Raw genomic sequence first — 25572 nt, forward strand, 5'->3', positions numbered from 1 at the left:
ACCGGTCGAACAGGAGGTGGAACGCCGTGCAGGGACTGATCCTGCAATTGACCCGTGCGGGGTTCCTATTGCTGTTGTGGCTGTTCGTGTGGGCGGTGCTCCGCACCCTGCGCAGCGACATCTACGCGGCATCCGGCATCCGGATCCAGCCCCGGGCCGCGCGCGGTTCCGCGGTGCTGCCATCCTTCAGCCGTGGCCAGAAGGGCGCCAAATATCTAGTGGTGACTCAAGGTTCACTCGCCGGCACTCGGATCACGCTCGGCACCCAGCCGGTGCTCATCGGGCGAGCCGACGACTCCACCCTGGTGTTGACCGACGACTACGCCTCGACCAGGCACGCGCGGCTGTCCCCACGCGGCGAGGACTGGTACGTCGAAGATCTGGGCTCCACCAACGGGACCTATCTCGATCGAGCGAAGGTCACCACCCCGGTCCGAGTTCCACTCGGTACCCCTGTCCGTGTCGGCAAGACAGTGATCGAGCTGCGATCGTGACACTTGTTCTCCGCTACGCAGCGCGTAGCGACCGCGGTCTCGTCCGGGCGAACAACGAGGACTCCGTCTATGCCGGTGCGCGCCTGCTCGCGCTGGCCGACGGCATGGGCGGTCACGCCGCCGGTGAGGTCGCCTCCCAGTTGATGATCGCCGCGCTGGCCCACCTCGACGACGACGAACCGGGCGACGATCTGCTCGGCAAGCTCGACCGCGCGGTGCACGAGGGCAATGCCGCCATCGCCGATCAGGTCGAGGAGGAGCCCGAACTCGACGGGATGGGCACCACGCTCACCGCAATCCTGTTCGCGGGCAAGAAACTCGGCCTCGCCCACATCGGCGACTCCCGCGCCTATCTGCTGCGCGGCGGCGAGCTCGCCCAGATCACCCGCGACGACACGTTCGTGCAGTCACTGGTGGACGAGGGCCGCATCACCCCCGAGCAGGCGCACACCCATCCGCAGCGCTCGCTGATCATGCGCGCGCTGACCGGCAACGAGATCGACCCGACCCTCACCATGCGCGAGGCCCGCGCGGGCGATCGGTACCTGCTGTGCTCCGACGGCCTGTCCGATGTGGTCAGCGACGAGACCATCGCGAACACACTGCGCGAGGGCGGCACCGACGAAGCCGCCGACCGGCTCATCGAATTGGCGCTGCGCAGCGGCGGTCCCGACAATGTGACCGTCGTGGTCGCCGACGTCATCGACCTGGACTACGGCCAGAGCCATCCCATCGTGGCCGGGGCCGCCTCCGGTGAGGACGAGGACACCCCGCCGCCGAACACCGCCGCCGGGCGGGCCGCGGCCATGCGCCCGCCGCGCGCGACGCCGCGCCGCGCCGCCGTGCAGCCGGACCCGCCCGAACCCCGCAAGAGCCACAAGCTGCGCTGGAGCCTGCTCGCGCTGGCGCTGGTCGTGGCGGTCGGCGTCGGGCTCGTGGTGGGCTACAAGATGATTCGCAGCAATTACTACGTGGGCGCCGACAACGGCAATGTGGTGATCCTGCGCGGGCTGCCCGGCTCGGTGCTGGGCTACTCGATCCGCGACGTCGATCAGCTCGCCTGCGTCGACCGCGACGGTCGGCTCACCCTGACCCGCCCCGGCGCCGAATTCCCCTCCGGCTGTAAGCAACTGCAGGTCTCCGATCTCAAGCAGACCGGCCGCGACAAGGTCAACAACGGCCTGCCGCCGGGCGGTTTCGACGACGCGCACCGCCAGCTGGAGACCCTGGCGCGCCAGGAACTGCTCCCGGCCTGCCCGAAACCCGTTGCGCCGCCGGTCGTTCCGCCGATCCCACCGGCGCCCCCGGCGGACGGTTCCGCCGCGGGGTCCAGCGCGTCCGCCCCGAATCCCAGCGCGACCAACAATCCGGCTCATTCCGAGTCGCAGGTTCCGCCGACGACCCCTGCGCCGGCCCCGCAAACCCCGGGGGAGAACTGCAGGAAGGCGGACTGATGTCCGCACCGGCACCACCGTCCGCGGGGGCGTTCCTCAGTCCGCCGGGCGGGTTCGCTCCCGCCCCGGCGCCGTCGACCCGGCGCAATGCCGAACTGCTGCTGCTGGCGTTCGCGGTGATCATCACGATGGCGGCGCTGGTGCTGGTCGAGGCGAGCCAGGATCGGCAGGCGTGGTGGCAGCTGGCCCGATTAGGGCTGGCGTACCTGGCGCTGTTCGCGGTCGCGCATCTGGCGGTGCGGCGCTTCGCCACGTTCGCCGACCCGCTGCTGCTGCCGATCGCGGCGCTGCTCAACGGGTTGAGCCTGGTGCTGATCCACCGCCTGGACCTGGCCGAGGCGCAGACCGCGGCCGACAACTCCCTGCCGATGCCCGCCCCGGACGCCGGCGCCCAGGTGCTGTGGACCGCGCTCGGCATCGCGGTGTTCTTCGCGCTGCTGGTGCTGCTGCGCGACTACCGGACGCTGGCCCGCCACGGCTACCCGCTGGGCCTGCTCGGACTGGTCGCACTGCTGGTCCCGGCGCTGCTGCCGCCGAAGTACGCGGAGCTCGACGACGCGAAGATCTGGATCCGGGTGCCCGGATTCAGCGTGCAGCCGGGCGAATTCGCGAAGGTCCTGCTGGTGGTGTGCTTCGCGGCGGTGCTGGTGTCCAAGCGCGACCTGTTCACCGCCGCCGGGCGGCACCTGGTCGGCATGGAGCTGCCGCGGACGCGCGACCTGGGCCCGCTCGCGGTCGTGTGGCTGGTGTGCCTCGGGGTGCTGGTGTTCGAGCAGGATCTCGGCGCCTCGCTGCTGATCTTCGCGACGGCGCTGGCGATGCTGTACATCGCGACCGAGCGGATCGGCTGGCCGGTCGTGGGCGGCGCCCTGCTGGTGGTCGGATTCGCGTTCGCCTACAACGCCTTCGGGCAGGTGCGGGTGCTGGTGTCGACCTGGCTGCATCCGTTCGACGACTACCACAGCACCGGTTATCAGATCGCGCAGTCGCTGTTCGGGCTGGCCACCGGCGGGCTGGCCGGTACCGGGCTGGGCAGCGGGCGGCCCTCGCAGGTGCCCTTCGCCAAGACCGATTTCATCATCGCCACCGTCGGCGAGGAACTCGGGCTGATCGGGCTCACCGTGGTGCTGCTGCTGTTCGCCATGCTGATCGTGCGCGGCCTGCGGACCGCGCTGGCGGTGCGCGACAGCTTCGGCAAGTTGCTCGCGGCCGGATTGGCGGCCATCCTGGCGGTTCAGGTGTTTCTGGTGGTCGGCGGCGTCGGCAAGCTGATTCCGGCGACGAGCCTGACCACCCCGTTCGTGTCCTACGGCAGTTCCGCGCTCCTGGCGAACTACGCGCTGCTCGCGCTGCTGGTGAAGATCTCCGACGCCGCCCGTGCGCCGGCACCGACCCGGAAGAAGGAGCAGACACCCATCGCTGACGCCCCGACGGAACTGCTCCGCCCGGACAAGACGGAAATACTCCGCCCGGCGAAAGGGGAAACGATATGAATACGCCCCTGCGTCGCGTGGCGATGGCCGTGATGCTCATGATCGTCGCGCTGCTGTTGAACGCCACCTACGTTCAGGTCATCAAGGCCGACAGCCTGCGCAACGACCCGCGCAACTCGCGGGTGCTGCTCGACGAGTACTCGCGCCAGCGCGGGCAGATCTCGGCGGGCGGCACGGTGCTGGCGGGCTCGGTCGCCACCGACGATCGATACAAATATCTGCGCACCTATCCGACGGACCCGGCGGCCTTCGCGCCCGTGACCGGGTACTACTCGATGCAGAACGGCAGCACCGGACTCGAGCACGCCGAGGATTCGGTGCTCAACGGGTCCGACAGCCAGCTGTTCGGCCGCCGGTTGATCGATCTGGTCTCCGGCCGCGACCCGCGCGGCGGCAACGTGGTCACCACCATCAATCCGGTCATGCAGAAGGTCGCCTACGACCAGCTGACCAGCAAGGGCTACACCGGCTCGGTGGTCGCCATCGAGCCGAGCACCGGGCGCATCCTGACCATGGTGTCGACGCCGAGCTACGACCCCAACCGGCTGTCCACCCACGACGGCGCCAAGAGCACCCAGGCGTCGGAGCAGCTCAACTCCGACCAGCAGCAGCCGATGCTCAATCGCGCTGTCTCGCAGATCTATCCGCCGGGTTCCACGTTCAAGGTGGTGGTGGCCGCGGCCGCGCTCTCGGCGGGCATCAAGCCCACCGACCAGTTCACCGCCGCGCCGAACATCACCCTGCCCGGCACCAACACCACGCTGGAGAACTACAACGGCACCCCCTGCGGCGGCGGTCCGACCGCCTCGATGGCCGACGCCTTCGCCTACTCCTGCAACACCGCGTTCGCCGAGATCGGCATGAAGGTCGGCGCGAGCAAGCTCAAGGACCAGGCGTCCTACTTCGGCATCGGGGCACACACCGGCATCCCGATCCAGTGGGCCGACAGCACCGTCGGGAACATTCCCGACAACGCCGCGCTCGCGCAGAGCAGCATCGGGCAGCGCGACGTGGCGCTGACCCCGCTCGACGATGCCGTCATCGCCGCCACCGTCGCCAACGGCGGCGTCCGGATGGAGCCGCACCTGGTCGACCAGTTGCAGGGCCCGGACCTCAGCGAGCTGTCGCACACCAAGCCGACCTCGGTCGGCCAGGCGATCAGCGCGCCGGTGGCCTCGGAACTGACCACCATGATGCTCGCCTCCGAACAGCACACCACCGGAGGAACCGACCCGCGCCCCTATCAGATCGCGTCCAAGACCGGGACCGCCGAACACGGCACCGACCCGCGCAACACCCCGCCGCACGCCTGGTACATCGCCTTCGCGCCCGCGCAGAATCCGAAGATCGCGATCGCGGTCATCGTGGAGAACGGCGGCGACCGCGCGCTGGCGGCCACCGGAGGATCGGTCGCCGCGCCCCTCGCGCGCGCCGTCCTCGACGCCGGACTGCAGGGGAGCTGATCGATATGACCGTGTACGAACGCCTAGGACCCCAATGCTGAACAACGGTGCGATGATTGCGGACCGCTACCGCCTGCAACGACTGATCGCCACCGGCGGCATGGGCCAGGTGTGGGAGGCCCTCGACACCCGGCTCGATCGGCGGGTCGCGGTCAAGGTGCTCAAGGCCGAGTTCTCCACCGACCCGACGTTCCGGCACCGATTCCGCACCGAGGCCCGCACCACCGCGCAGCTGAATCACCCCGGCATCGCGGGCATCTACGACTACGGCGAGACCATGGACCCGCAGGGCGGCGAAACCGCTTATCTGGTCATGGAACTCGTGCAGGGCGAACCGCTCAACGCGGTGCTGAGCCGACTGGGCCGACTGTCGGTGGCGCAGGGCCTGGACATGCTCGAGCAGACCGGCCGCGCCCTCGAGGTCGCGCACGCCGCGGGCGTGGTGCACCGGGATGTGAAGCCGGGCAACATCCTGGTGACGCCGACCGGGCAGGTGAAGATCACCGACTTCGGCATCGCCAAGGCCGTGGACGCCTCGCCGGTGACCAAGACCGGCATGGTGATGGGCACCGCCCAGTACATCGCGCCCGAGCAGGCCACCGGCGAGGACGCCACCTCGGCCAGCGACGTGTACTCCCTCGGCGTGGTCGGTTACGAGGCGCTGGCCGGGCACCGGCCGTTCACCGGCGACGGCGCGCTGACGGTGGCGATGAAGCACGTGCGCGAGGCGCCGCCGCCGATGCCGTCGGATCTGCCGCCGAATGTGCGCGAGCTCATCGAGATCACCATGACCAAGGACCCCAACCGGCGCTATCGCAGCGGCGGCGAGTTCGCCGACGCCGTGGCCGCGGTGCGTTCGGGCCGACGGCCCCCGCCGCCGCGCAGCATGGCCGGGGCGCCGCCCGTTCCGACCGGCGCCACCCGGGTGCTGCCGCCCGGCCCGACCACCGTCCTGCCGCGCGGCGACTACGACGACGCCACCGTGCGGTACGCGAATTCCGGTCAGCCGCAACCGGTCGGCGCGACCACGGTGATGCCCGGTCACACCGGGCCCGAGCCGGAACACGAGCGGGCGGGGCTCACCAATACCCAGAAGGCGCTCGCCGGACTGGGTGTCGGCGCGCTGGTGCTGGCCGCGCTCGCCATCTGGGTGCTGCTCAGCGGCAAGCCGCCGCATTCGCCGACGCCCCCGGCCGGGCCGACCAGTTCGGTGTACGTGCCGCCGCCGGTGTTCACCACCACGACCGAGCCGCCCACCACGACGTGGGAGCGGCCGACCACGACGCGGGAGCGGCCGACCACCACCACGGAGCAGCCGACGACCACGACCACCCCGCCGCCGACCACCACCACGCAGACGCCGACCAGCACGACGCGCTCGCGACCCACGACTACGTCTCCCAGTCGCACGACATTGCCGTCGATCGGCATACCATCGTTCCCGGAGATTCCGGGTGCCCGCGGCACCGTTCCCGAGTATCCGTACAGCAGCGCCCCAGACACCGCCTCGCAAGGACTGCCATGACCACCCCGAAGAATCTGTCCTCTCGGTACGAGCTGGGCGAGATCATCGGGTTCGGCGGAATGTCGGAGGTGCACAAGGCCCGCGACATGCGTCTCGGCCGGGACGTGGCGATCAAGGTGCTGCGCGCCGATCTGGCCCGCGACCCCACCTTCTATCTGCGGTTCAAACGCGAGGCCCAGAACGCGGCCGCGCTGAATCATCCGGCGATCGTGGCGGTCTACGACACCGGTGAGGCCGAGGTCGACGGCGGTCCGCTGCCCTACATCGTGATGGAGTACGTCGACGGCGACACCCTGCGCGACATCGTGCGCGGCAAGGGTCCGCTGCCGCCGCGGCGCGCGATGGAGGTCATCGCGGATGTGTGTGCGGCGCTGGACTTCAGCCACAAGAACGGCATCGTGCACCGCGATATGAAGCCCGCCAACATCATGATCAACCGGCAGGGCGCGGTGAAGGTGATGGACTTCGGCATCGCCCGCGCGATCGCCGACAGCTCCAATCCGATGACGCAGACCGCCGCGGTGATCGGCACCGCGCAGTACCTGTCGCCCGAGCAGGCCCGCGGCGAGCAGGTCGACGCGCGCTCGGACGTCTACTCCGTGGGCTGCGTGCTGTACGAGATCCTCACGGGCGAGCCGCCTTTCACCGGTGACTCGCCGATCGCGGTGGCCTACCAGCATGTGCGGGAGGATCCGAATCTGCCCTCGCACGTGCATCCGGGCGTGCCGCGCGAACTCGACTCGGTCGTGCTCAAGGCGATGGCCAAGAATCCGGCCAACCGCTATCAGACCGCGGCGGAGATGCGCGCCGACCTGATTCGGGTGCTGGGCGGGCAGAAGCCGCAGGCGCCCACGGTGATGACCGAGGAGGACCGCACCACCTTCCTGGGCGCGGTCGATTCGCCGCACCGCTATCGCGGCGAGGAGATGGACGATCAGGAGCCGCCGGATTCTCGTGGTTCGCGCCGCGGATTGCTGATCGGCGCGGGTGTGGTCGGCGCGGTGGCGCTGCTGTTCGCGCTGTTCTGGGTGCTGATCGGCCCGGGCAGCAATTCCGACCAGATCACGATTCCGGACAACCTGGCGAACAAGCCGGTCGCCCAGGTGCAAGATCAGTTGCAGAAGGCCGGTTTCTCGGTCGCCATCCAGCAGAAGCCCGACAGCAAAGTGGCGATCAACAATGTGATCTCCACGCAGCCGATGGGCGGTTCCCGGGCGCCGAGGGGTAGCACCGTCACCGTGCAGGTGTCCAGCGGCCCGCAGGCGGTCCCGGTGCCGGATCTGACGAAACTCACCCAGCAGCAGGCGGATCAGAAGCTGACGGCCTCGGACCTGCGGCTGGATCCGAACGTGCAGCGCGACTTCTCCAGCCCCGACGACAAGGACAAGGTGATCCGGCAGAGCTCCCCGCCGGGCTCGAAGATCGACGCGGGCAGCCCGATCGCCATCACCCTGGGCAAGGGCCCCGAGCAGGTGCGCGTCCCCGACGTGGTGGGCCAGCAGATCGACGTGGCCCGGCCGAACCTGGAGGACAGCGCGGGCTTCAAGGTGGTCGTCCAGCGCGTGAACTCCTCCAGCCCCCCGGGCCAGGTGCTGTCCACCGACCCCTCCGGCGGCTCCATGGCCGACAAGGGCTCCACCATCACCGTCCAGGTGGCCACCAGCGACCAGATCACCGCCCCCGACCTGCGCGGCCTGACCGCCTCCCAGGCATTCGACAAGCTCCGCGCATCCGGCTGGACCGGCGGCATGGCCCAAATCATCCAATCCAACCGCCCCACCCTCGACGGCAGCAGCGTAGGCAAGGTCCTCGACCAGTCCCCCGCCCCAGGCTCCCCCCTCTCCAAAACCGGCGCAGTAACAATCTACGTCGGCGTCCTCCTCCTCGGCCCCCCATAACCCACCACCCCTCGACAGCCATCCCGCTCGGCCCCCAACCGCATCCCGGCACGCGCTCAACTCTCACTCCGGCGTGCGCGCAACTCTCACCCCGGCACGCGCCCAACCCTCATCCCGGCGTGCGCGCAACCGTCACCCCGGCACGCGCCCAACCCTCATCCCGGCACGCGCCCAACCCTCACCCTGGCATGCGCGCAACCGTCATCCCGGCGTGCTTTTGGCCGGGATCAAGACAATTCGAGGTGGCGGTTCATGGACATGGCTTCCTCGGCTAGGTCGGGGAGTTCTATGACCTCTACGCCGTGTTCGCGGAGTTTTTCCACGCCGATGCAGTTGTCGACGAAGGTGGCGGGTTCGCGCCAGGCTATGACTACGCGGGAGATGCCTGCCGCCAGAATGCGATCCGTGCACGGGGGGCGGTCGGGGGAGGCGCGCCGGGAGCACGGCTCGAGGGTGCTGTAGAGGGTGGCGGTGCGCAGCCTCGGGTCGTCGCCGAGCTTGTTCAGGGCCGATTCCTCGGCATGCACCTTCGGGTCGGTCTCGCGCGAATAGCCGTGTGTCAGTTCGACTCCGTCGGCGCCGACGACCACCGCGCCGACCGAGAACGCGGTCGGGCTCGGCGGGCACAATCGGGCCAGTCCGATCGCGTGGTGCATCCAGAAGCGGTGCGAGCCGGGCGCTTCCATGGGCGTGCCCTCCGTCCGTCGGTGGCGGCTACAGCAGATAGCGCAGCACGGCGATATCGCCGAGGCGGGTGACATCCGCCAATTCCATTCTGCGCCGCGGCCCCCCGGGGAAGTCGGCCGGACCGAGGAAACGCGGGGCCGCCGGATCGCCGACCAGGATCGGCGCCACCGCCATCAGCAGCTCGTCGGCCAGCCCGGACGCGAGAAAGGTGGTGTGGATGTGGGTGCCGCCCTCGACCATCAACCGGCGCACGCCGCGCCGCCCGAGGTCGTCCAGCAGCGCCCCGAAATCCGGTGTGCCGCCGAGCGATACGACCTCGGCCAGACCCGCGAGGCGGTCCCCGAGCCGGGCCGCGCCGCGATCGGTGGTGTACACCAGCTTGTCCCCGCCGTGCCGCCAGAAACGCAGTTCGGGGTCGAGGTCGCCGCTCGCGCTGACCGTCACCTTCAGCGGGTACTCCGGCTTCCCGGCGGCGATCCGGCGCGCGCGGCGCGCATCGCTGTTCACCACCAGCCGGGGATTGTCGCGCCGCAGCGTCCGCGCGCCGACCAGGATTGCGTCGCTGTCCGCGCGCACCGCGTCGACCCGGTCGAAATCCTCGGGATTGGACAGCAGCAGCCGCTCGGGGCTCGCATCGTCGATGTATCCGTCGATGCTGACCGCCACCGACAGCAGCACATACGGTCGTGTCACGCTGTGATCAGATCACACCAGCGCGGCGACTTCCGCCTCCAGCGTGCGCACCAGTCCCTCGGCCGGGCGTTCGCCGCACACGCCCAGCCAGTTGGCCAGCATCCGGTGGCCGCCCTGGGTGAGCACCGACTCGGGGTGGAACTGCACGCCGTGAATGGGCAGCGTGCGGTGCCGCATGGCCATCACGATGCCGCTGTCGGTGCGGCCGATCACCTCGAGCTCGGCGGGCAGGGTGTTCTCCAGGACCGTCAGCGAGTGGTAGCGGGTGGCGGTGAACGGATCGGGCAGCCCGGCCAGCACGCCCGCGCCGATGTGGAAGACCGAGCTGGTCTTGCCGTGCAGCAGTTCGGGGGCGCGGGTCACCGTCGCGCCGAACGCCGCGCCGATGGCCTGATGGCCCAGGCACACGCCGAGCAGTGGGGTACCGGCGCGGGTGCAGGCGTGCACCAGGTCGATGCTGGCGCCCGCGCGGTCCGGCGTGCCGGGGCCGGGGCTGATCAGCACGCCGTCGAAGTCGCGCACCACCCGGTCCGGATCGGCGAGGTGCGGGTCGTCGTTGCGCCACACGGTGGCCTCGACGCCCAGCTGGCCCAGGTACTGCACCAGGTTGAACACGAAGCTGTCGTAGTTGTCGACGACCAGTACACGCATGGTCGCAGCGTACGTGGCCACCGGACGCGCCGTCACGGGGGAATAGCCGGGGCCACGCGTGACAACAGTCCGGCAGGCATGCGTATACCCAGGTGGGCTAGCCTTTAGGCAGACCTGTACCCCGAATACGAGGACGTCATGCCCAAGTCGAAGGTCCGCAAGAAGACCGACTACACGGTCAATCCGGCCAGCCGCATCCCGGTGAAGGTCAAGGGTGGCCCGTCCCCCGTGTGGTACGTGACCATCATGCTCGGCTTCATGCTGGCCGGGCTGGCCTGGTTGCTGGTGTACTACCTGGGCTCCGACCACATCGAGTGGATGGCGAACCTCAACGCCTGGAACTTCCTGATCGGCTTCGGGCTCATGGTCATCGGCCTGATCATGACCATGCGCTGGCGTTGACCCGCACATTCGAGGCATCACATCCGTGTTATTCATGCACACCTGTGGATGATTCTGTGGACAACTCGAGGAGCGATTGGGGACTGTGACCGCTTCGGAATCCGGGTCCCGGCTCGCCTGGTCCACGCCACCGGGAGCCCTCGCCGCGGCGGCCGTCGGCGGTGTGGCGCTGGCCGGTGCCGCCGTCCTCGCCACGGACGCGCCCAGCCGCCTGCTGGTCGGCGTGGCGGCCCTCGCGCTGCTCGGCCTGGCCGGGCTGGGCCTGCGGCAACGCCCCCGCCTCACGATCGTGCCCGGCGCCCGGCCGCGACTGGTCGTGCGCGGCCTGCTCGGACCGGCGGAGTACGCCCCCGAACAGATCCTGCGCGCCCGGGTGGTGGGCTTCCGGCGGCTCGGCCGCAGGGTCCCGAACCTGGAACTGGATGTCGACCACGACGGCCACGAGCGGCTGCTGATCTTCGGCCGCTGGGACCTGGGCACCCATCCCGAGGACGTGCTCGAAGCCCTGATCACGCACGGATTGGCGCCGCGCGCCCCGGGACAGCGCTGATCAGGACATCGCCACCGCAGCAGCGACGATGAGCACCATCGACGCCAGCGCCACCGCGGCCACCGCGGCCCAGCCGATCGTCCACGCCGCCTCCCGGGTGCGGGCCTTCACCCACTCCGGCAGGAACAGGATTCCCCCGGCGGCCAGCGTTCCGGCCGCGAGCCCGCCCAGGTGACCCCACAGCGAGATGTGCGGCACCGACACGCTGATCAGCAGGTTGATGGCGATGAGCACCAGCATCTGCACCGGGCTCTGCCGCAACCGCAGCAGGATGACCGTCATCGCGCCGAACAGGCCGTAGATCGCCCCCGACGCGCCCGCGGTCGCGGAGTCCTGCGCCAGCAGCATCACCGCGGCGGCCCCGCCGAGCAGCGAGGTCAGATAGACCGCCAGATAGCGCCGCCAGCCCAGCACCAGCTCGGTATCGCGGCCCAGGATGTAGAGCGCGAACATATTGACCGCCAGATGCAGCGGCCCGAAGTGCAGGAACCCGCCGCCGAGCACCCGCAGCCACTGCCCCTGCGCCACCAGGTTCGGCGCGAGCACCCAGTCGTAGAACAGCCGCGAGGACTGGTTGTCGGCGATGCTGTGCGCCTGGGCGGCCGTGACCGCGAAGACCGCGACATTGATCGCGATCAGCGCGTAGGTCACCCGCGGCGTGGGCCGCGCCTGCACCGGAGTTCCGACGGCGCTGCGCACCGGCGGCGCCTGGGCGCTGTCGCGATGCAGGCAGTCCACGCAGTGCTGGCCGACCGCGGCCGGGCGCAGGCATTCGGGGCAGGCGGGCCGCCCGCACCGCGTGCAGGCCAGTCCGGTCGATCGGTCGGGATGGCGAAAGCAGTTGGGTGCGGGCGGATTCGGGTTCACGGTCACTCGATGGGGTCGGTCAGGCCAGGGTGATGCCGGAGATCACGACCGGCTCCTTGGGGCGGTCGTTGCGGTCGGTCGGGGTGGCGGCGATCGCGTCCACGACCTTGCGCGAGTCCGGGTCGATCACCTCACCGAAGATGGTGTGCCGCCGGTTCAGATGAGTCTGCGGCGACACGGTGATGAAGAACTGCGACCCGTTGGTGCCCGGACCGGCGTTGGCCATGCCGAGCAGATACGGACGGTCGAACCGAAGATCGGGATGGAACTCGTCCTTGAACTCGTACCCCGGCCCGCCGCGCCCGGTCCCGGTGGGATCGCCGGTCTGAATCATGAAGCCGTCGATCACCCGGTGGAACACGGCGCCGTCGTAGAACGGCCCGGACGCGGTCCCGGAGGCGTTCGGCGTGCTGTACGGGGCCGAACCATCGGCGAGACCGACGAAGTTCCGCACCGTGCGCGGGGCATGGTTACCGAAGAGCGAGATCTTGATGTCGCCGAGGGTGGTGTGCAGTGTGGCCACGGCAGTCTGATTCGGTGAGGTCACGCCGACCATCGTGCCACGTGCGGCGGTACCGCCCGGCGGCCCGCCGCTCCGCGCGTTGCCGGGTGCGGAGTTCGCGGCCGCTACGACAGCCGCGCCGCGGCCTGCGGGGCCGACCCGTTGCTCGAATAGCCCAGCCGCGGCGGCGCGGCCGCGGGCTCGGGCAGCGGGGAGCGGCGATTGACCACCAGCCAGGCGGCACCACCGGCCAGCGCGATCAGAAGGACGGCCAGGAGCCGGTTTCGCGACGACATGCGACCACTGTGGCACAGCAACACGATTCGCGCAGTAACGACCGGTCACCCGCGATCAGCGGCCGACCGATCGCTTGAACTGCCGCAGCGACAGCGGCACGAACACCACCAGAATCACCACCACCCACAGCAGCGTGGTGGCCACCGGATGCCGCATCGACCACACGTCCGGCGCCGGCGCCAGCGGACTGATGTTGCCGAACAGGTCGCGGGTGGCCTGGGTGACCGCCGAGACCGGATTCCAGTCCGCGACAACCCGCAGCGGCGTGGGCAGCTTCGCGCTGGGCACGAAGGTGTTGGCGATGAAGGTGAGCGGGAAGATCACCATGAAGCTGGCGTTGTTGAACACCTCCGGCGCGCGCACCGTCAGGCCGACCAGGGCCATCATCCAGGAGATCGCGTAGGCGAACAGCAACAGCAACACGTATCCGAGCACCGCGTCCAGCAGCGAGCCGCGGATCCGCCAGCCGACGATCAACCCGGTCAGCGACATGACCACCAGGCTCACCAGATTGATCACCACGTCGGCGACCGTGCGCCCGACCAGCACCGCCGCCGGTGCCATCGGCAGCGAGCGGAACCGGTCGATAATGCCCCGCTGCATGTCCTCGGCCAGGCTGGTCCCGGTGAAGGTGGCGCCGAAAACCGCGGTCTGGGCGAAGATTCCGGCGATCAGGAACTCGCGATAGGACGTGCCCTCGACCTGGATCGCCGAGCCGAAGATGTAGGCGAACAGCAGCACGAACATGATCGGCGACAGCGTCGAGAAGATCAGTACGTCCGGCACACGCCTGATCTTGATGATATTGCGCTTGGCGATGGTCAGGCTGTCGGCGGCGACCATCCGGAGCCGTTCGGTGGCCGAGGGGTCGTCGACGGCCGGGATGACGGTGCTCATCGGGTGGATCCTTCCGTGGTCCGCAGTTCCTCGACGGCCTCGTGCCCGGTGAGGGTGAGGAACACGTCGTCCAGCGACGGCCGCCGCAGCCCGACATCGTGAATCTTCACGTGGTGGTTGCCGAGCAGGCCGATCGCGTCGATCAGCGCCTGCGAGCCGTCGCTCACCGGCACCGTGATCCGCCGCAGCCCCGGCTCGAGGTGCATCTCGCCGACGGCCAGCCCGGCCAGGGCCCGCCGCGCGGTGTCCAGGCTGTCGGCGTGGTCGACGGTGAGCTCGATGCGGTCGCCGCCGACCATGGTCTTCAGCTCGTCGGCGGTGCCGCGGGCGATGACCCGGCCGTGGTCGATGACGGCGATGGCGTCGGCCAGCCGGTCGGCCTCCTCCATGTACTGGGTGGTGAGCAGCAGCGTGGTGCCGCCCGCGACCAGTTCCTCGATGACGTCCCACAGATCGAGCCGGGCGCGTGGGTCCAGGCCGGTGGTCGGCTCGTCCAGGAACAGCACCGGCGGGTTGGCGACCAGCGCCCCGGCCAGGTCCAGGCGGCGGCGCATGCCGCCGGAGTAGCCCTTCACGGGCCGGTCACCGGCGTCGGTCAGGCGGAACCGGTCCAGTAACTCGCGCGCCCGCTCCTTGCTGCGCTGCACGCCCAGGTGGTACAGCCGCCCGACCATCTCCAGATTCTCGAAGCCGGTGAGATATTCGTCGACGGCCGCGTACTGCCCCGACGCGCCGATGTGCGCGCGCAGGCGGTGCGGTTCGCGCAGCACGTCGATGCCCGCCACCGTCGCGCTCCCGGAGTCGGGAACCAGCAGCGTGGTCAGCACCCGGACGGTGGTGGTCTTCCCGGCCCCGTTGGGCCCCAGCAGCGCGGTGACGGTGCCCTGCGGCACCCGCAGATCGAGGTTGTCGAGCGCGGTCAACCGCCCGTATCTCTTGACCAGCCCCTCGGCGATGATGGCGTCGGGCATCGGTTCTCCTGACATCTGTCGTGGGCATGGGCGACCCGGCCGAATACTGGCTCAATAGTGCCCGCACTCCCCGACAAGTTTCACGCGGAAATAATTTTGGGCACGGCGACCGACCCCCGACAGCAGGGGGCCGCATCCCGTGGATCCGGCGGTGCTCGGGGGTGCCGGCGGGATGCGGCCGATTCGATAATGGCCCGCGGGTCCCCTGCCGAGCCCGAGTAGTGCGCTACCTGTTTGCATCCCGGGGCGGTACTCGATCCGGACACCGCGACACGCCCGGGACGATTTTTTGCCCGGTGAGTCGCTAGTAATTTCCTCGAGACCCGCACGAACGGTCGGTTTCCAGCGTTTCCCGGCAGCCCGCGCGCCCTATCCAGGTCACATACGTAATCCGTTGTCCGCCAGTCGATTTCGACCCCACCACGTAATCTCCCTACCGGATCGGCAGCCGACGAGCACACCCATACCGCCGGTCCCGTCGAAAAAACTTTGAGAAAGTGGCGTCACTCATACACACACGAAGGCCGATCGTCGCGTAGGATCAATCACGTCGGCCCCTCCCCCCCGGGCCGACCTTACGCGGGCCTCGGCTAACTCCCCCCCTTCGCCGAGGCCCGCTCTCATGTCCGCAGCAGGTCACGACCGCTCGAACGCCCGCAGCACTACCCGTGCCGACGCAGCACGTGCGAGCGCAGCCGACTGATACCGCGCACCCGCACACTGCGCAGATGACGCAGCTCGAACTCCGGCTCCCCCGCCAGTTCCGCGGCCGCGCCGTCATCGATCAGCACGGTCCCCGGCCGGGCCACACCGGTGAGCCGCGCCGCGATGTTCACCACCGATCCGTACAGATCTCCGTAGCGCTGCAACACTTCTCCGTACGCGAGCCCCACCCGCAGCTCCGGCACCACCGCCGCCGCGACCGTCGCCTCCTGGACGGCCAGCGCGATCCGCGCCCCCGCCGCGGCCGTCTCGGCGGCGAACATGACCTCGTCGCCGACATTCTTGATCGCCCACCCGCCGCCCGCGGTGATCGCGTCGGTAGTGACGGTCTCGAAGGACTCCAGCAGCTCCGACAGCTCCTCCGGATCCAGGTGCCGGGTCAGGCGGGTGTAGCCGACCATATCGGCGAAACCCACGGCGAGCTCCCGGGTCGCGTCCCCCGCCACCGCGCCGCCATCCAGCGAACGAGCCAGTGCCGCAGCCAGATGCCGCCGCCACGCGTAGGTCTGCAACGCCTGCAGCGACGACACCACCTCCTCGGTCGCGACCCGCGCCACCTCGGCCTCGTCGGCGCTCGGGTCGGCGGCGGTGATCGACCGAATCCGGTCGGCGATCTCCTCCGCCACCAGATCCACCTGCCACTCCGCCAGCCGCGCCATCGACTGGCCGAGCGTGCGGGCCGCGGCCGACTGCCGGGCCGGATCCGCGGACGCCAGCACGTCGAGACCCTTGAAATTGCGGACGGCCGTCACGTCGGCATCGGTGTACTCGATCGCGGTGTCGTCCGGATCGGCCGCGAAGCCGAGCGAAATCCACAGGCGCCGAGACAGTTCCGACCGCACCCCGGACAGCTTCGCCACCTGCTCGCGGCTGTAGCGGCGCGGCCCGTCCAGCAGATACGGCTCCACCACCGCCTGCACCAGTTTCGACAACTCCGGGGAGGCCATGCCCACGACCTTACGTCGCGCCCCGCCCGGCCACGGCCCACGCCGCGGTGATTACATGACCGATGGATCGGGAGTGAGGAGTCCACGCCGTGGAGCTGCGTCAGCTGCGCTATTTCGTCACCGTGGCCGAGGAATTGCACTTCGGCCGGGCGGCCGAGCGGCTGCACATCGCCCAGCCCGCGGTCAGCCAGCAGGTCCGGCGGCTGGAACGCGAGCTGCGGGTGCAGCTGCTGGACCGTTCCCCGCGCCGGGTGCGGCTCACCGAGGCCGGGCTGCGTTTCCTGCCCGCCGCCCGCGACGTGCTGGCCGCCGCGGACCGGGCCCGCGCGACGGTGGCCGGGCTGGCCGGGCAGCGCGCGGAGGTGTTCCGCCTGGGCACGATCACCGGACTCGGCGAGCGGCTCGACACCGTGCTCGACGTGTTCGCCGAACGCCTGCCGCAGCTTCAGGTCGAACTGGTCTCGCTCCCGGTGCGCGAGCGCCTGGAACACGTCGCCGACGGCCGCCTGGACGCCGCCTTCGTGCGCTCCCCCTCCCCCGCCGACAGCCCGGAGCTGGAATTCCTTCCGGCATGGGACGATCCGCTGATGGTCGTGCTGCCCGCGCGCCATCCGCTGGCCGCGCGCGAGACGGTGGCGCTGGCCGATCTGGCCGGGGTGCCGCTGCGGATGACCGAGCGCCGCAATCATCCGGCGCTGGTGGACCTGGTGCTGACCGCCTGCCAGCGTGCGGGTTTCGAGCCGGTGCCCGCCCCTACCTCGACCACCCTGCAGGACAATCTGGCCGCCATCGGCAGCGGTGCGCCGATGTGGACGGTGGTCTACGCCTCCAATGCCCGGCTGGTGCACAACCCGCGGGTGGCGTTCCGGCCGTTCACCGGCGACGGGCTGTCGCTGCCGATCGCCCTGGCCGTGCGCCCGGGAGCGAATTCACCCGGCCCGGCCCTGCTCCGCGCCCTCCTCGACACCGCCGAATCGCCCGGTTACCAGCCGCGATAAGCGTTCGTTATCGCTGCGCGAACGGACTGGCCCTTGGTCGCGGGGTTGCGCTGCGGTGAACTGTTCTCAGGCCGCCGGAACACCGGAAACGAGCCCGGAAGGCTCGAGCTGGCCCGACAAACACCGCATTTCACCGAGGAGACAGCCATGCCCATCGTCACCGTGCAGCAGGGTCCGCGCACCGTAGAGCTCAAGCGCGAGCTGGTGCGCCGCATCACCGACGCGTTCGTCGACGCCTACCAGATTCCCGCCGAGACGGTGCAGGTCTGGATTCAGGAGTTCACCCCGGACAGCTGGGGCGCGGCCGGTCGCCTGACCGCGGACGGCAAGTAGTCCGGCGCCGTTCGGTGCGCCGCGGCCGGACCCCGTCCGCGACGCGCCGAATAGCCGGAATTTCGCGCGACGGTCGCGGAATTCCTCGCCGGGCACACCACCGTCTTCCGATCGGACACCGCAGCGGCATTCATGAGATATGCGCGGATTGTCCGCGTTCGACACGTCGGCAAGCGATGAGAATTGTCCGGATCGAAAATCCGAACCGCGCCTGTTTCGGTCGTTGATGCGCGGTGTTCCGACACCCGACGCTCCAATTCACCCTTACATTGCCGCCGCGACTTCTTCGGCTACCATCACCGCGAAGTCCGGAATCCGGCATTCCACCGAACTATACGAAGGGTGAATTCATGAGGATGATCAACGGCCGCCACGCCCTCGCCGCTCTGGCGCTCGGCGGGTTCGCCGCGGGAAGTACGCTGCTCGGATCGGGAATCGCCGCGGCGGATGCGATCGACGATATGGTCCCGCTGATGACCACCACCTGCACCTTCGAGCAGATCGATAAGGCGCTGCACGTGGTCGATCCGGCCGTGGCGCAACGACTGGAGCAGAACCCGGCAAATAAGGCCTTGCTGCAATTCATGATCAACGAGCCCGCCCAGATCCGGCAAACCGCGGGGGAGCAGATCATCAACGGGCGGATGCGGATGAAAAGCATGACCGGCCTGGCACCCGAGCTCGGCGGATTCAAATCCGAGATGGGCCCGGCGCTGAGCAAGGTTACGGCCGTCTGCCACAAGTACTGAGCAATCGCGAACACTGCGGTGCTCCGGCGCGCCGATCGGGCGCTTGGTGGGAATTCGCCGAAAAACTTGCCCACCAACTTTTCCGACACGCCGCGTCGGTTCGCGACCGACGAACGCACCAGTTGGCATGATCGCTGCTGCCGGTTGGCGGATGATGGCTCCGACCGGTGAACTCACCAACTCACAGGAGGAAAAATGCTTCTGCCCGTTGTCGGCAGTATGTTGGGTGTCGCGACCGCCGCGACAGTTGCTTTCGTCGGTATCCTTCTGGGTGCCGTCGTCGCAATCGTCTAACGATCCGTAGTTGATGTGCGGGCCGGGCTTCCGCAGGAGGGTGGCCCGGCTCGTGCTTCATATCGAGGTATTCGACCTGGACGCACTGGAATAGCGCTGCGGTCGGCAGGCCGACTCGAGCGGCAGATATCCGCGCGGAATGCCATCGGTCGGCCCGATGAACGAACATCGCGATCTCGCATCGATTCCGGTTTCTGTCCTTCGGATCTGCGCAGTCGACGGACAGGACAGTCCGGGTGAATACCCGGATCGGCAGCTCGAAATTCCCACACCGAATCGAACCATCAGGAGAAACCATGCTTCTGCCCGTAGTCGGCAGTATGTTGGGTGTAGCGACCGCTGCTACCTGCGCTTTCGCCGGGCTGCTGCTCGGCGCCCTGGTAGCAGTGCTCTAACCCACTGGAACTGGTAGCGGGCCGGACGTCGTCTGCAGTGCGACGCCCGGCCCGCTGACGTCTCCGCAGACACGATCACACACGCGTGACCACGCAGACACGACTATCGAGACACGAAGAAGGGCCGAGGTGGGTGCCCCAACGCCACACCCGGCCCTTCTTCCGTGTCGGTACCGGAGCGGTTATTCGGCCACACCGAGACCGTGCGCGAGCGTCGGCCACGACCGCTTGAACTCGTCCTGCCAATAACCCCACGAATGGGTGCCCTCCGCGTAGTGGAAGGTCGCCGGAATGTTCAGTGCCGCCAGTTTGTCCTGCATATTGTGCGTGCAGAAGTTGGTGGCGGCCTCGATCAGGCCGCCCATGACGAGCTGGCTGGCCAGGCCGCTCGGACCCGGCAGCGTGAATTTACCGTCGAGCACGTCGTACCGCCCGGGGATTCCGTTGCCCGACGAGAAGTACAGGTCGACACCGCGCAACTTGTCGGCGTGGATATAGGGATCGTTGTCCGACCAGCCCTCGGAACCGATCGGACCCCACATATTGTTGGTATTGCCCCCGCCGAACGCCATCACGGTGGTCCGCACGAATCGCATCCCCAGCGGATCACTGGTCTGCGCGCAGCCGCTGTAGGCGGCGGCGGCTTTGAACAGTCCGGGCTTGGCGATCGGCAACGCCAGCACCGTGGTACCCGAGGTGGAGATTCCCGCGATCGCGTTGGTCCCGTTCGTATCGAGCGCCGCATCGATCAGCGGCGGCAGTTCGTCGGTGAAGTAGGTCTTCCATTTGTTGCGGCCGAGCACCGGATCATCCTTGATCCAGTCCGTGTAGTAACTGAACCGGCCGCCGATGGGCATGATCAGATTCACGTTCTTGTCGGCCATGAACTGCCGGGCGTCGGTTTGCGCCTGCCAGGAGGCGATTCCCTCGGCACCGTCGGCACCGGCCAGCAGATACAAACTCGGCCGCGGCCGCGAGGTGTCGGCCGCGCGTTCGACATCGACGGGAAATGTTTTGTCCATCGCGGCCGAATAAACCTGCAGTCGGATATTCCGGTCATCGGTGTACTGGACGTCGGTTATTCTCGAACCATCGGGTGCCGCGGCCGCGGTCGGTATCGTCCGATGTGAATCGGCGGGCTCGGCGCCCGCGGCCCCGGCACCGAGTGCTGTCAGAACACAGACGAGCACCCCGGATACCGCGGCGTTCGCCACGGAACGCGAGCGGCGGAGATCAAGTCTTTCTGTGTTTACACTCCAGTTCATGCCTCAAGCTTCTATCACCGCGATTAGAAACGTTCGGGGAACGACACGATCAATATTCCACCCGCAGACCGGAATACGCCCAATTGCGGCATAACCCTCGGCGAAACGCTCCGGACGAAGCTCAGGAAAACTCGCGAAATTCTCCCGCCCACACCCGACGGAAGTTGCCACGAAATATCGGCCGTCGCCGCCCATGGATCGCCCGGCCATCGTGCCCGCGGATCACCCCCCTAGACTCGATCGTATGAGTGCCGATTCCCGCGCCCTCACGGAGTTGTTCGACACCGTCTCGCTCGGCGCGCCGGAGCGGTCGGTCGGCTTCGTCATCTGGCGTGTCCTGCACCGCTACGTCCGCGAGGTGGACCGCGCGCTGGCGCCCCAGGACCTGACCCACCTTCAGTTCACGACGCTCGCCATGGCGGCGTGGCTGGGCCGCACGGGGGAACCGGTAACCCAGGCCGAACTGTCCCGCTCCGGCGACATCCACCCCATGCAGGTCTCCTACATGCTGAAGACCCTCGAATCCAAGGGCATGATCACCCGCCCCCGCAGCGCCACCGACGTCCGCACCAAACACATAGAAACAACGGAAGCCGGAGTGGCGGCCCTGCGCCGCGCCCTCCCCCTGGTCATCGACGTCCAACGCCGCCTCTTCGGCGACGACGACGGCCACCCCGGCGACGAACTGCTGAATCTCCTACTCCGCCTGGAGAAATCGAGCCCCGCGGAAGTGGAACCGGACACACCGAACCACTCACTGCCGTAATCGGGTGCCGCCGACGAATCGCCTGGTGGAGCCAAGGGGAATCGAACCCCTAACCCCTGCCTTGCAAAGGCAGTGCTCTGCCAATTGAGCTATGGTTCCAACAGCATATCCGCAGGTCGAGGCAGCCTCACAACGCTTCGGAGAGCATCACAGCGCCTCGGACGGGATGAGGCTACCCCAGGAATGTGGACGGCGTCCACACCCCCACATACGGGCATTCCCGGCATACAGCAGCTCGGACTGAATCATTTTCGTCACGGTATAGAACACCCCGCAGCGCTGCCTCACCCCTTCAAGGGCCACCATCCAGCATTGGGGCTTCACAGTTCGGTCTGTCGGTTCTCGAGCGATCAGTCGTGGCCTGGCTCGGGTTGACCTGCAGTTCGTCAACCGCGCCAATGGAGACCCTGACTCGGCGACCGCAACGAGTGGATTCGCCGATCGTGTCGAGGGGGCCGCTGACCGTAACGACAAGTGCAACGACGAGTAGCGAACAGGCCGATGGTGCGGCGAGATCCGTAGAAGACCCGAGTCGCACCATCTGGTTGGCGTGTCGGTTGCCAACAACAACGGTGGCGAACGACAGGCGGGCCCGTTCCGAATTCATTGAGCAGTCGTGCCAGGGCAGCTGACCCCGTGACGAGTACGAAGGCAACCCCGACGGTCTACAGCGCGTCAGTGGAGTTGCGTTCCGTTTCGTTTAGCGAAGGCTTGGAGGCCGGGCAGTGTTCTGGCTACTGGGTTTCGGAGGAGGTCGGCGGTGATTTGGAGGATGGGTTTGCGGTAGCGGACTTCCTCGGGTGTGGCGTGTTCGGCGGCGAGGAGTGCCCGGTAGCACTGTTCGGGTTTGTTCCATTGGTGGAAGGCGCGGGCGATGTCGGTCCAGTAGCGTGCTCGGTTTTCGGTGGAGGGGATGGTGGAGGGGTGGATGAGGCGTGCTGCTGCGATTGCGGTGCCGGAATCGCCGAGGACTCGGGCCACACTGATCCGGTACACGGCGATCGCTGCTGATCCGAACCCGGTGACTGTGTCGGTGCTGTCGAGTCTGTGCGCGGCGTCGACGGCTTCGTCGATCAGGGCGTAGGCGGTGTCGCGGTGGCCGTCGACAGCGGCGGTGTAGCCAGCGGTGGCCAGTAGTGATCCGTACATCGCGAGGTATTCAGGCCCGCGGCGGAGGTCAGGCTGTAGTCCGGCGGCGGTGTCGATGACCAAGCGTTGGCTGATAGCGGTGTGGCCGGTGCGACGGAGCGCGATGGCCCATGCCCGGTGGGCGGCGGCTTGGGTGAGGATGTCGTCGCTGGTGTGTGCTGTCTGCATGGCGCGGTCGGCGGTGGTCCAGGCGAGCCGATCGCGTCCGAGCCTGACGGTCAGCTTCGATGCCAGGGTGTACACCTGCGCGAGGAGAGCGCTCGCCGCGTGCGCTTCGTCGGCGGTGTGGCTGGTGTCGCGGGCGGCCGTCGCTGCGGCGATCAGCGCCGGTAGCCGACCGGCGAGGTCGGTGTAGCGCCCGTGGTGGAACGCCGAGCGGGCTTTCCCCAGATCGTGTGCCAGGCGTGGCAGGGGGCGAGGGTCGGCGCGGGTGAGTGGGGTCAGTAATGCGTGTTCCAACTGCGTGAGTGAGTCGACCGGGGCCAACGCGGACGCGGACGCTCCGAGGGTGGCGGTGCCTGCCAGGCTCGCCAACCCGGTCAACAAGGTGCGACGACGCATGGGATCGGTCTCCTCGTCCGACGCCGGGATGATGCCGACCCTATCGAGAGTTGGCTGTCGGCGCAGGGGCTGTGACGGGGTGTCGGTCACTCCGAGTAATTCGGCGGGGATCTCGAGGGCGTCGGCCAGGCTGTGCAGGACTCGGATATCGCTGAGCTGCTGCTTGCCGCGCTCGAGCCGTGACAGCGTGGAGATGGAGTAACTGGTGCGTTCAGCGAGGTCGGCCAGGGTGAGCCGGTTGGCGAGGCGGACCGCACGGACGATCGCGCCGGGATCGCCGGATCGGAGCGCAGCGCGCACCTCGGCGATATCGAGGATCGCTCGGGGCGGGTCCATGCCTGTGCTCCTTGCTCAGGCCGGGACTTCGAGCATATCGACCCGAACGCGCACCGCGCCAGCGGATTTGCACACGTCGCAAGCGAACTATCGACCGACGCAAAGCCGCTGGTCTTCGGGCTGGTGATCCCGTGTCCTGATGGGGTGCCGTGGCAGTTTTCCGTCCCTGCCGCGGTGGGAGGCACACGATGACACTCTCTATCTTTTCACCACCGACCGTGACCGGCGAGCGGGAGATGACCGTCGCCGAACTCGACCGTGCCGGTCTCCTGTACGCCGAGGAGGGAGCGCGTATCAGCAGATTCGCGATCTTCGTGGCGATCGATGAAACCGGCGAGGTCCGTCCGGTCATCGTCGGCCACGGCGCGATGATCGGTCCGTTCGCTGTCGTACACGGTGGCACAACGCTTCTGGAGCATGCGCGGGTCGAGGACCGCGTGGTGGTCGGCCAACCCGAACTCGGATACGCAGTCGGAGGCACCTATTCGGGGATCGGGGGCGAAACCGTGATCGGCGCTGGCGCGGTTCTGCGTGCCGGAGCGATCGTGTACGCCGGGGTCCGCATCGGAGCAGAGACCGTGGTCGGGCACCAGACGCTGCTACGCAGCGCGGTGCACGTCGGCGCGAACACCCAACTGGGACATCACCTGAGCATCGAACGCGCCACCCACATCGGCCGAGGGGTGCGCTGCTCGCCAGGCTCACACATCACCAGTTCGACCGTAGTTGCCGACGGGGTTTTCCTCGGTGCCGGAGTTCGCACCATCAACGACAAGACGCTCACCTGGCGCGACCCCGACCGTGCGCCGACGCTGATCCCGCCGCGCTTCGAGACCGGCGCCAAGGTCGGTAGCGGCTCGGTGATCGCGGCCGGTGTCACAATCGGCGCGCACGCTCTGGTCGGGGCTGGCGCGCTGGTTACTCACGACATCCCACCCGGCGCGCTGGCTTACGGTCACCCCGCCCGCATCCACGGGGGGCCGCGATGACCACGCCACTGTGGGAGGCAGTCGGCACATGGACGACACCCCTTCGCCCCCTGCTCGACCCGGACAACCGGCTCGACTGGGGACGCTTACAGGCGCTCTCGACCGAGCTGGACCGGCTGTTAGCCGTTCATCGTATCGACGCGGATGTGCCTGCCGGGCCACAGCGCAGCCGTCGACTACTCGCAATCCGGCTCAAGCTCGCACAGCGAGGGCTGCTCGATACCACTGGTCAGCCTGCGGTCTTTTCGGTTGTGGCGCAATGGATGTGCGGGTACCGCGACATCGACCTACGCGACGCTACCGGACTTGGGCACGGCGCGCTCATTGCACGTCACGGCGGCTCGGTTCTGCGGCAGCGTTGGCTCCCGAGATTGTTGGCGGGCGAACTGTGCGGGATCGCTGTTACCGAACCACATGGCGGCTCGTGCCCCGCTGCAACGCGGACGGCGGTGGCGGCTCGGTGCGATGGGGCATGGTTGATCAGTGGTCGCAAGATCTGGATCAGCCGATTGACTGAGGCCGCGGTGTTCGTGGTGTTCTTTCGTACCCCGGACGGCAGCCTCGCTGCCGCCGCGATCGATGCGACCCAGCCAGGCATGCATAGGGAGGTCGTCGCGCCATCCGGGCTGGCCGGATGGAGTTGGGGCGTCCTGGATTTCCATCGGGTACCGGTCCTTCCGGACGATGTTCTGACCGGTGACGGGATGGTCCTGCTGCGTGAGCATTTCGCTGAGTATCGGCCGCTGGTGCTGGCCACAGCCTTGGGGGCCGCCGCGGCCGTGTTCGACACGGTGGTCGAAGCTCTCGGGGTCCGACAAGCCAGGGGCGAGATATCGAGGTTGCGGGATTCAGCATTGATCTCGGTCGGCAAAGCCCACGCCTGTCTCACGACCGCGCTGCTGGGCGCGACGCTGTCGGCGCGGCTTGCCGAGCTCGGCGACTCCCACACCGAGCGATGGTCAGCGGAGATGAAGGCTCATGGCATCGACGCCGCTGACCGGATAGTCGCTGAACTGGTTCTGTTGCTCGGTGCCTCGGGATTCCGGGCGGACGGTCAAGTAGCGAAGATCCGACGAGACCTCACCGGACTGCAGTACGCCGACGGCATACACGACAGCCTCTACCGCGCGGCCGGACGCCAGCACACAACCCGCTCCACCCCCGCCACACTCGCGCACGACAGCCTCCACCAGTTGCCTGCAACGGCATAAGGCAGCGCCTAG

At 68.3% G+C, this 25572-nt stretch carries 25 protein-coding genes and 1 tRNA gene; 14 read left to right on the forward strand and 12 right to left on the reverse strand.

The window, feature by feature from the left end; genetic code table 11:
* Positions 1 to 26 precede the first annotated feature (26 nt).
* From HPY32_RS18380 to pknB, 6 genes are read left to right on the forward strand one after another with little or no spacing between them, the layout of a single operon-like run.
* Complete coding sequence (locus tag HPY32_RS18380) at positions 27 to 494, forward strand: FHA domain-containing protein FhaB/FipA (protein WP_067579565.1); 468 nt, start codon at positions 27 to 29, stop codon at positions 492 to 494.
* Positions 491 to 1948: a PP2C family protein-serine/threonine phosphatase gene (locus HPY32_RS18385; RefSeq protein WP_067579563.1), complete on the forward strand. Its 1458-nt coding sequence runs from the start codon at positions 491 to 493 to the stop codon at positions 1946 to 1948. The genes HPY32_RS18380 and HPY32_RS18385 overlap by 4 nt, the downstream gene beginning before the upstream one ends.
* A complete protein-coding gene (locus HPY32_RS18390) occupies positions 1948 to 3441 on the forward strand; it encodes an FtsW/RodA/SpoVE family cell cycle protein (protein WP_067579561.1) in 1494 nt (497 codons plus the stop codon). The genes HPY32_RS18385 and HPY32_RS18390 overlap by 1 nt, the downstream gene beginning before the upstream one ends.
* Positions 3438 to 4904, forward strand: a complete 1467-nt coding sequence (locus HPY32_RS18395) for a peptidoglycan D,D-transpeptidase FtsI family protein (protein WP_067579560.1) — start codon at positions 3438 to 3440, stop codon at positions 4902 to 4904. The genes HPY32_RS18390 and HPY32_RS18395 overlap by 4 nt, the downstream gene beginning before the upstream one ends.
* Before the next feature lie 34 nt (positions 4905 to 4938).
* A complete protein-coding gene (locus HPY32_RS18400; protein WP_067579556.1) occupies positions 4939 to 6429 on the forward strand; it encodes a protein kinase domain-containing protein in 1491 nt (496 codons plus the stop codon).
* Positions 6426 to 8327, forward strand: a complete 1902-nt coding sequence (gene pknB / locus HPY32_RS18405) for a Stk1 family PASTA domain-containing Ser/Thr kinase (RefSeq protein ID WP_171982920.1) — start codon at positions 6426 to 6428, stop codon at positions 8325 to 8327. Before HPY32_RS18400 ends, pknB begins: the two co-directional genes overlap by 4 nt.
* Positions 8328 to 8554: 227 nt before the next feature.
* Here pknB and HPY32_RS18410 read toward each other — a convergent pair whose 3' ends face one another.
* From HPY32_RS18410 to HPY32_RS18420, 3 genes are read right to left on the reverse strand one after another with little or no spacing between them, the layout of a single operon-like run.
* A complete protein-coding gene (locus HPY32_RS18410) occupies positions 8555 to 9013 on the reverse strand; it encodes a dCMP deaminase (RefSeq protein WP_067579554.1) in 459 nt (152 codons plus the stop codon).
* Positions 9014 to 9041: 28 nt separating this feature from the next.
* Positions 9042 to 9707 (reverse strand): RibD family protein, encoded by a 666-nt coding sequence (locus HPY32_RS18415; protein WP_067579553.1) that lies wholly within the window; start codon positions 9705 to 9707, stop codon positions 9042 to 9044.
* A gap of 12 nt (positions 9708 to 9719) precedes the next feature.
* A complete protein-coding gene (locus HPY32_RS18420; RefSeq protein WP_067579551.1) occupies positions 9720 to 10358 on the reverse strand; it encodes an aminodeoxychorismate/anthranilate synthase component II in 639 nt (212 codons plus the stop codon).
* Between the two features lie 138 nt (positions 10359 to 10496).
* Here HPY32_RS18420 and crgA point away from each other — a divergent pair, with 138 nt between their 5' ends.
* Together crgA and HPY32_RS18430 are read left to right on the forward strand one after the other, a co-directional pair.
* Positions 10497 to 10760, forward strand: a complete 264-nt coding sequence (gene crgA, locus HPY32_RS18425; protein WP_067579549.1) for a cell division protein CrgA — start codon at positions 10497 to 10499, stop codon at positions 10758 to 10760.
* A gap of 85 nt (positions 10761 to 10845) precedes the next feature.
* Positions 10846 to 11310: a PH domain-containing protein gene (locus HPY32_RS18430; protein WP_067579548.1), complete on the forward strand. Its 465-nt coding sequence runs from the start codon at positions 10846 to 10848 to the stop codon at positions 11308 to 11310.
* Here the strand turns inward: HPY32_RS18430 and HPY32_RS18435 are convergent, their stop codons facing one another.
* From HPY32_RS18435 to HPY32_RS18460, 6 genes are all read right to left on the reverse strand, one after another.
* Complete coding sequence (locus tag HPY32_RS18435) at positions 11311 to 12177, reverse strand: rhomboid family intramembrane serine protease (RefSeq protein ID WP_082871092.1); 867 nt, start codon at positions 12175 to 12177, stop codon at positions 11311 to 11313.
* A 19-nt stretch (positions 12178 to 12196) separates the two neighbouring features.
* Positions 12197 to 12724: a peptidylprolyl isomerase gene (locus HPY32_RS18440; protein ID WP_067584781.1), complete on the reverse strand. Its 528-nt coding sequence runs from the start codon at positions 12722 to 12724 to the stop codon at positions 12197 to 12199.
* Positions 12725 to 12804: 80 nt separating this feature from the next.
* Positions 12805 to 12975, reverse strand: coding sequence for a hypothetical protein (locus tag HPY32_RS18445; protein WP_171982922.1), 171 nt, complete (start codon positions 12973 to 12975; stop codon positions 12805 to 12807).
* Positions 12976 to 13030: 55 nt separating this feature from the next.
* Positions 13031 to 13873 (reverse strand): ABC transporter permease, encoded by an 843-nt coding sequence (locus HPY32_RS18450; RefSeq protein WP_082870696.1) that lies wholly within the window; start codon positions 13871 to 13873, stop codon positions 13031 to 13033.
* Positions 13870 to 14844 carry an ATP-binding cassette domain-containing protein gene (locus HPY32_RS18455; RefSeq protein WP_067579544.1) on the reverse strand — a complete coding sequence of 325 codons (975 nt, stop codon included), beginning with the start codon at positions 14842 to 14844 and terminating at the stop codon, positions 13870 to 13872. Before HPY32_RS18455 ends, HPY32_RS18450 begins: the two co-directional genes overlap by 4 nt.
* Positions 14845 to 15506: 662 nt before the next feature.
* Positions 15507 to 16514 (reverse strand): adenylate/guanylate cyclase domain-containing protein, encoded by a 1008-nt coding sequence (locus tag HPY32_RS18460; protein ID WP_067579543.1) that lies wholly within the window; start codon positions 16512 to 16514, stop codon positions 15507 to 15509.
* 89 nt (positions 16515 to 16603) lie between these two features.
* On the opposite strand from HPY32_RS18460, the gene HPY32_RS18465 reads away from it, so the two are divergent.
* From HPY32_RS18465 to HPY32_RS18475, 3 genes are all read left to right on the forward strand, one after another.
* Entirely contained in the window at positions 16604 to 17512 is a 909-nt protein-coding gene (locus HPY32_RS18465; RefSeq protein WP_067579541.1) for a LysR family transcriptional regulator, read from the forward strand.
* Between the two features lie 45 nt (positions 17513 to 17557).
* Positions 17558 to 17845 carry a 4-oxalocrotonate tautomerase DmpI gene (gene dmpI / locus HPY32_RS46920; protein WP_507236496.1) on the forward strand — a complete coding sequence of 96 codons (288 nt, stop codon included), beginning with the start codon at positions 17558 to 17560 and terminating at the stop codon, positions 17843 to 17845.
* A gap of 356 nt (positions 17846 to 18201) precedes the next feature.
* Positions 18202 to 18594: a hemophore-related protein gene (locus HPY32_RS18475; RefSeq protein WP_067579540.1), complete on the forward strand. Its 393-nt coding sequence runs from the start codon at positions 18202 to 18204 to the stop codon at positions 18592 to 18594.
* 871 nt (positions 18595 to 19465) lie between these two features.
* Here HPY32_RS18475 and HPY32_RS18480 read toward each other — a convergent pair.
* On the reverse strand, positions 19466 to 20458 hold the full coding sequence (locus HPY32_RS18480; RefSeq protein ID WP_067584773.1) for an alpha/beta hydrolase: 993 nt from the start codon (positions 20456 to 20458) through the stop codon (positions 19466 to 19468).
* A 334-nt stretch (positions 20459 to 20792) separates the two neighbouring features.
* Between HPY32_RS18480 and HPY32_RS18485 the strand changes: the two genes are divergently transcribed.
* Positions 20793 to 21314, forward strand: coding sequence for a MarR family winged helix-turn-helix transcriptional regulator (locus tag HPY32_RS18485; protein ID WP_067579538.1), 522 nt, complete (start codon positions 20793 to 20795; stop codon positions 21312 to 21314).
* Between the two features lie 23 nt (positions 21315 to 21337).
* Here the strand turns inward: HPY32_RS18485 and HPY32_RS18490 are convergent.
* Both HPY32_RS18490 and HPY32_RS18495 read right to left on the reverse strand, forming a co-directional pair.
* A tRNA-Ala gene (locus HPY32_RS18490) sits at positions 21338 to 21413 on the reverse strand.
* 576 nt (positions 21414 to 21989) lie between these two features.
* Complete coding sequence (locus HPY32_RS18495; RefSeq protein ID WP_067579536.1) at positions 21990 to 23360, reverse strand: helix-turn-helix domain-containing protein; 1371 nt, start codon at positions 23358 to 23360, stop codon at positions 21990 to 21992.
* A gap of 188 nt (positions 23361 to 23548) precedes the next feature.
* Between HPY32_RS18495 and HPY32_RS18500 the strand changes: the two genes are divergently transcribed.
* Positions 23549 to 24349: an LbetaH domain-containing protein gene (locus HPY32_RS18500; RefSeq protein ID WP_197696349.1), complete on the forward strand. Its 801-nt coding sequence runs from the start codon at positions 23549 to 23551 to the stop codon at positions 24347 to 24349.
* Positions 24346 to 25560, forward strand: coding sequence for an acyl-CoA dehydrogenase family protein (locus HPY32_RS18505; protein WP_082870694.1), 1215 nt, complete (start codon positions 24346 to 24348; stop codon positions 25558 to 25560). The genes HPY32_RS18500 and HPY32_RS18505 overlap by 4 nt, the downstream gene beginning before the upstream one ends.
* Positions 25561 to 25572 lie beyond the last annotated feature (12 nt).

The sequence above is a fragment of the Nocardia terpenica genome (assembly GCF_013186535.1).
Taxonomy (GTDB): domain Bacteria; phylum Actinomycetota; class Actinomycetes; order Mycobacteriales; family Mycobacteriaceae; genus Nocardia; species Nocardia terpenica.

Bases quoted from the DNA above. Each gene is read 5' to 3' on its own strand.
- pknB (WP_171982920.1), top strand. From the start codon at position 6,426: ATGACCACCCCGAAGAATCTGTCCTCTCGGTACGAGCTGGGCGAGATC.
- HPY32_RS18485 (WP_067579538.1), top strand. From the start codon at position 20,793: ATGAGTGCCGATTCCCGCGCCCTCACGGAGTTGTTCGACACCGTCTCG.
- HPY32_RS18390 (WP_067579561.1), top strand. From the start codon at position 1,948: ATGTCCGCACCGGCACCACCGTCCGCGGGGGCGTTCCTCAGTCCGCCG.
- HPY32_RS18475 (WP_067579540.1), top strand. From the start codon at position 18,202: ATGATCAACGGCCGCCACGCCCTCGCCGCTCTGGCGCTCGGCGGGTTC.
- HPY32_RS18445 (WP_171982922.1), bottom strand. From the start codon at position 12,975: ATGTCGTCGCGAAACCGGCTCCTGGCCGTCCTTCTGATCGCGCTGGCC.
- HPY32_RS18500 (WP_197696349.1), top strand. From the start codon at position 23,549: ATGACACTCTCTATCTTTTCACCACCGACCGTGACCGGCGAGCGGGAG.
- HPY32_RS18455 (WP_067579544.1), bottom strand. From the start codon at position 14,844: ATGCCCGACGCCATCATCGCCGAGGGGCTGGTCAAGAGATACGGGCGG.
- crgA (WP_067579549.1), top strand. From the start codon at position 10,497: ATGCCCAAGTCGAAGGTCCGCAAGAAGACCGACTACACGGTCAATCCG.
- HPY32_RS18460 (WP_067579543.1), bottom strand. From the start codon at position 16,514: ATGGCCTCCCCGGAGTTGTCGAAACTGGTGCAGGCGGTGGTGGAGCCG.
- HPY32_RS18505 (WP_082870694.1), top strand. From the start codon at position 24,346: ATGACCACGCCACTGTGGGAGGCAGTCGGCACATGGACGACACCCCTT.
- HPY32_RS18450 (WP_082870696.1), bottom strand. From the start codon at position 13,873: ATGAGCACCGTCATCCCGGCCGTCGACGACCCCTCGGCCACCGAACGG.
- HPY32_RS18395 (WP_067579560.1), top strand. From the start codon at position 3,438: ATGAATACGCCCCTGCGTCGCGTGGCGATGGCCGTGATGCTCATGATC.
- HPY32_RS18410 (WP_067579554.1), bottom strand. From the start codon at position 9,013: ATGGAAGCGCCCGGCTCGCACCGCTTCTGGATGCACCACGCGATCGGA.
- HPY32_RS18400 (WP_067579556.1), top strand. From the start codon at position 4,939: ATGCTGAACAACGGTGCGATGATTGCGGACCGCTACCGCCTGCAACGA.
- HPY32_RS18495 (WP_067579536.1), bottom strand. From the start codon at position 23,360: ATGGACCCGCCCCGAGCGATCCTCGATATCGCCGAGGTGCGCGCTGCG.
- HPY32_RS18420 (WP_067579551.1), bottom strand. From the start codon at position 10,358: ATGCGTGTACTGGTCGTCGACAACTACGACAGCTTCGTGTTCAACCTG.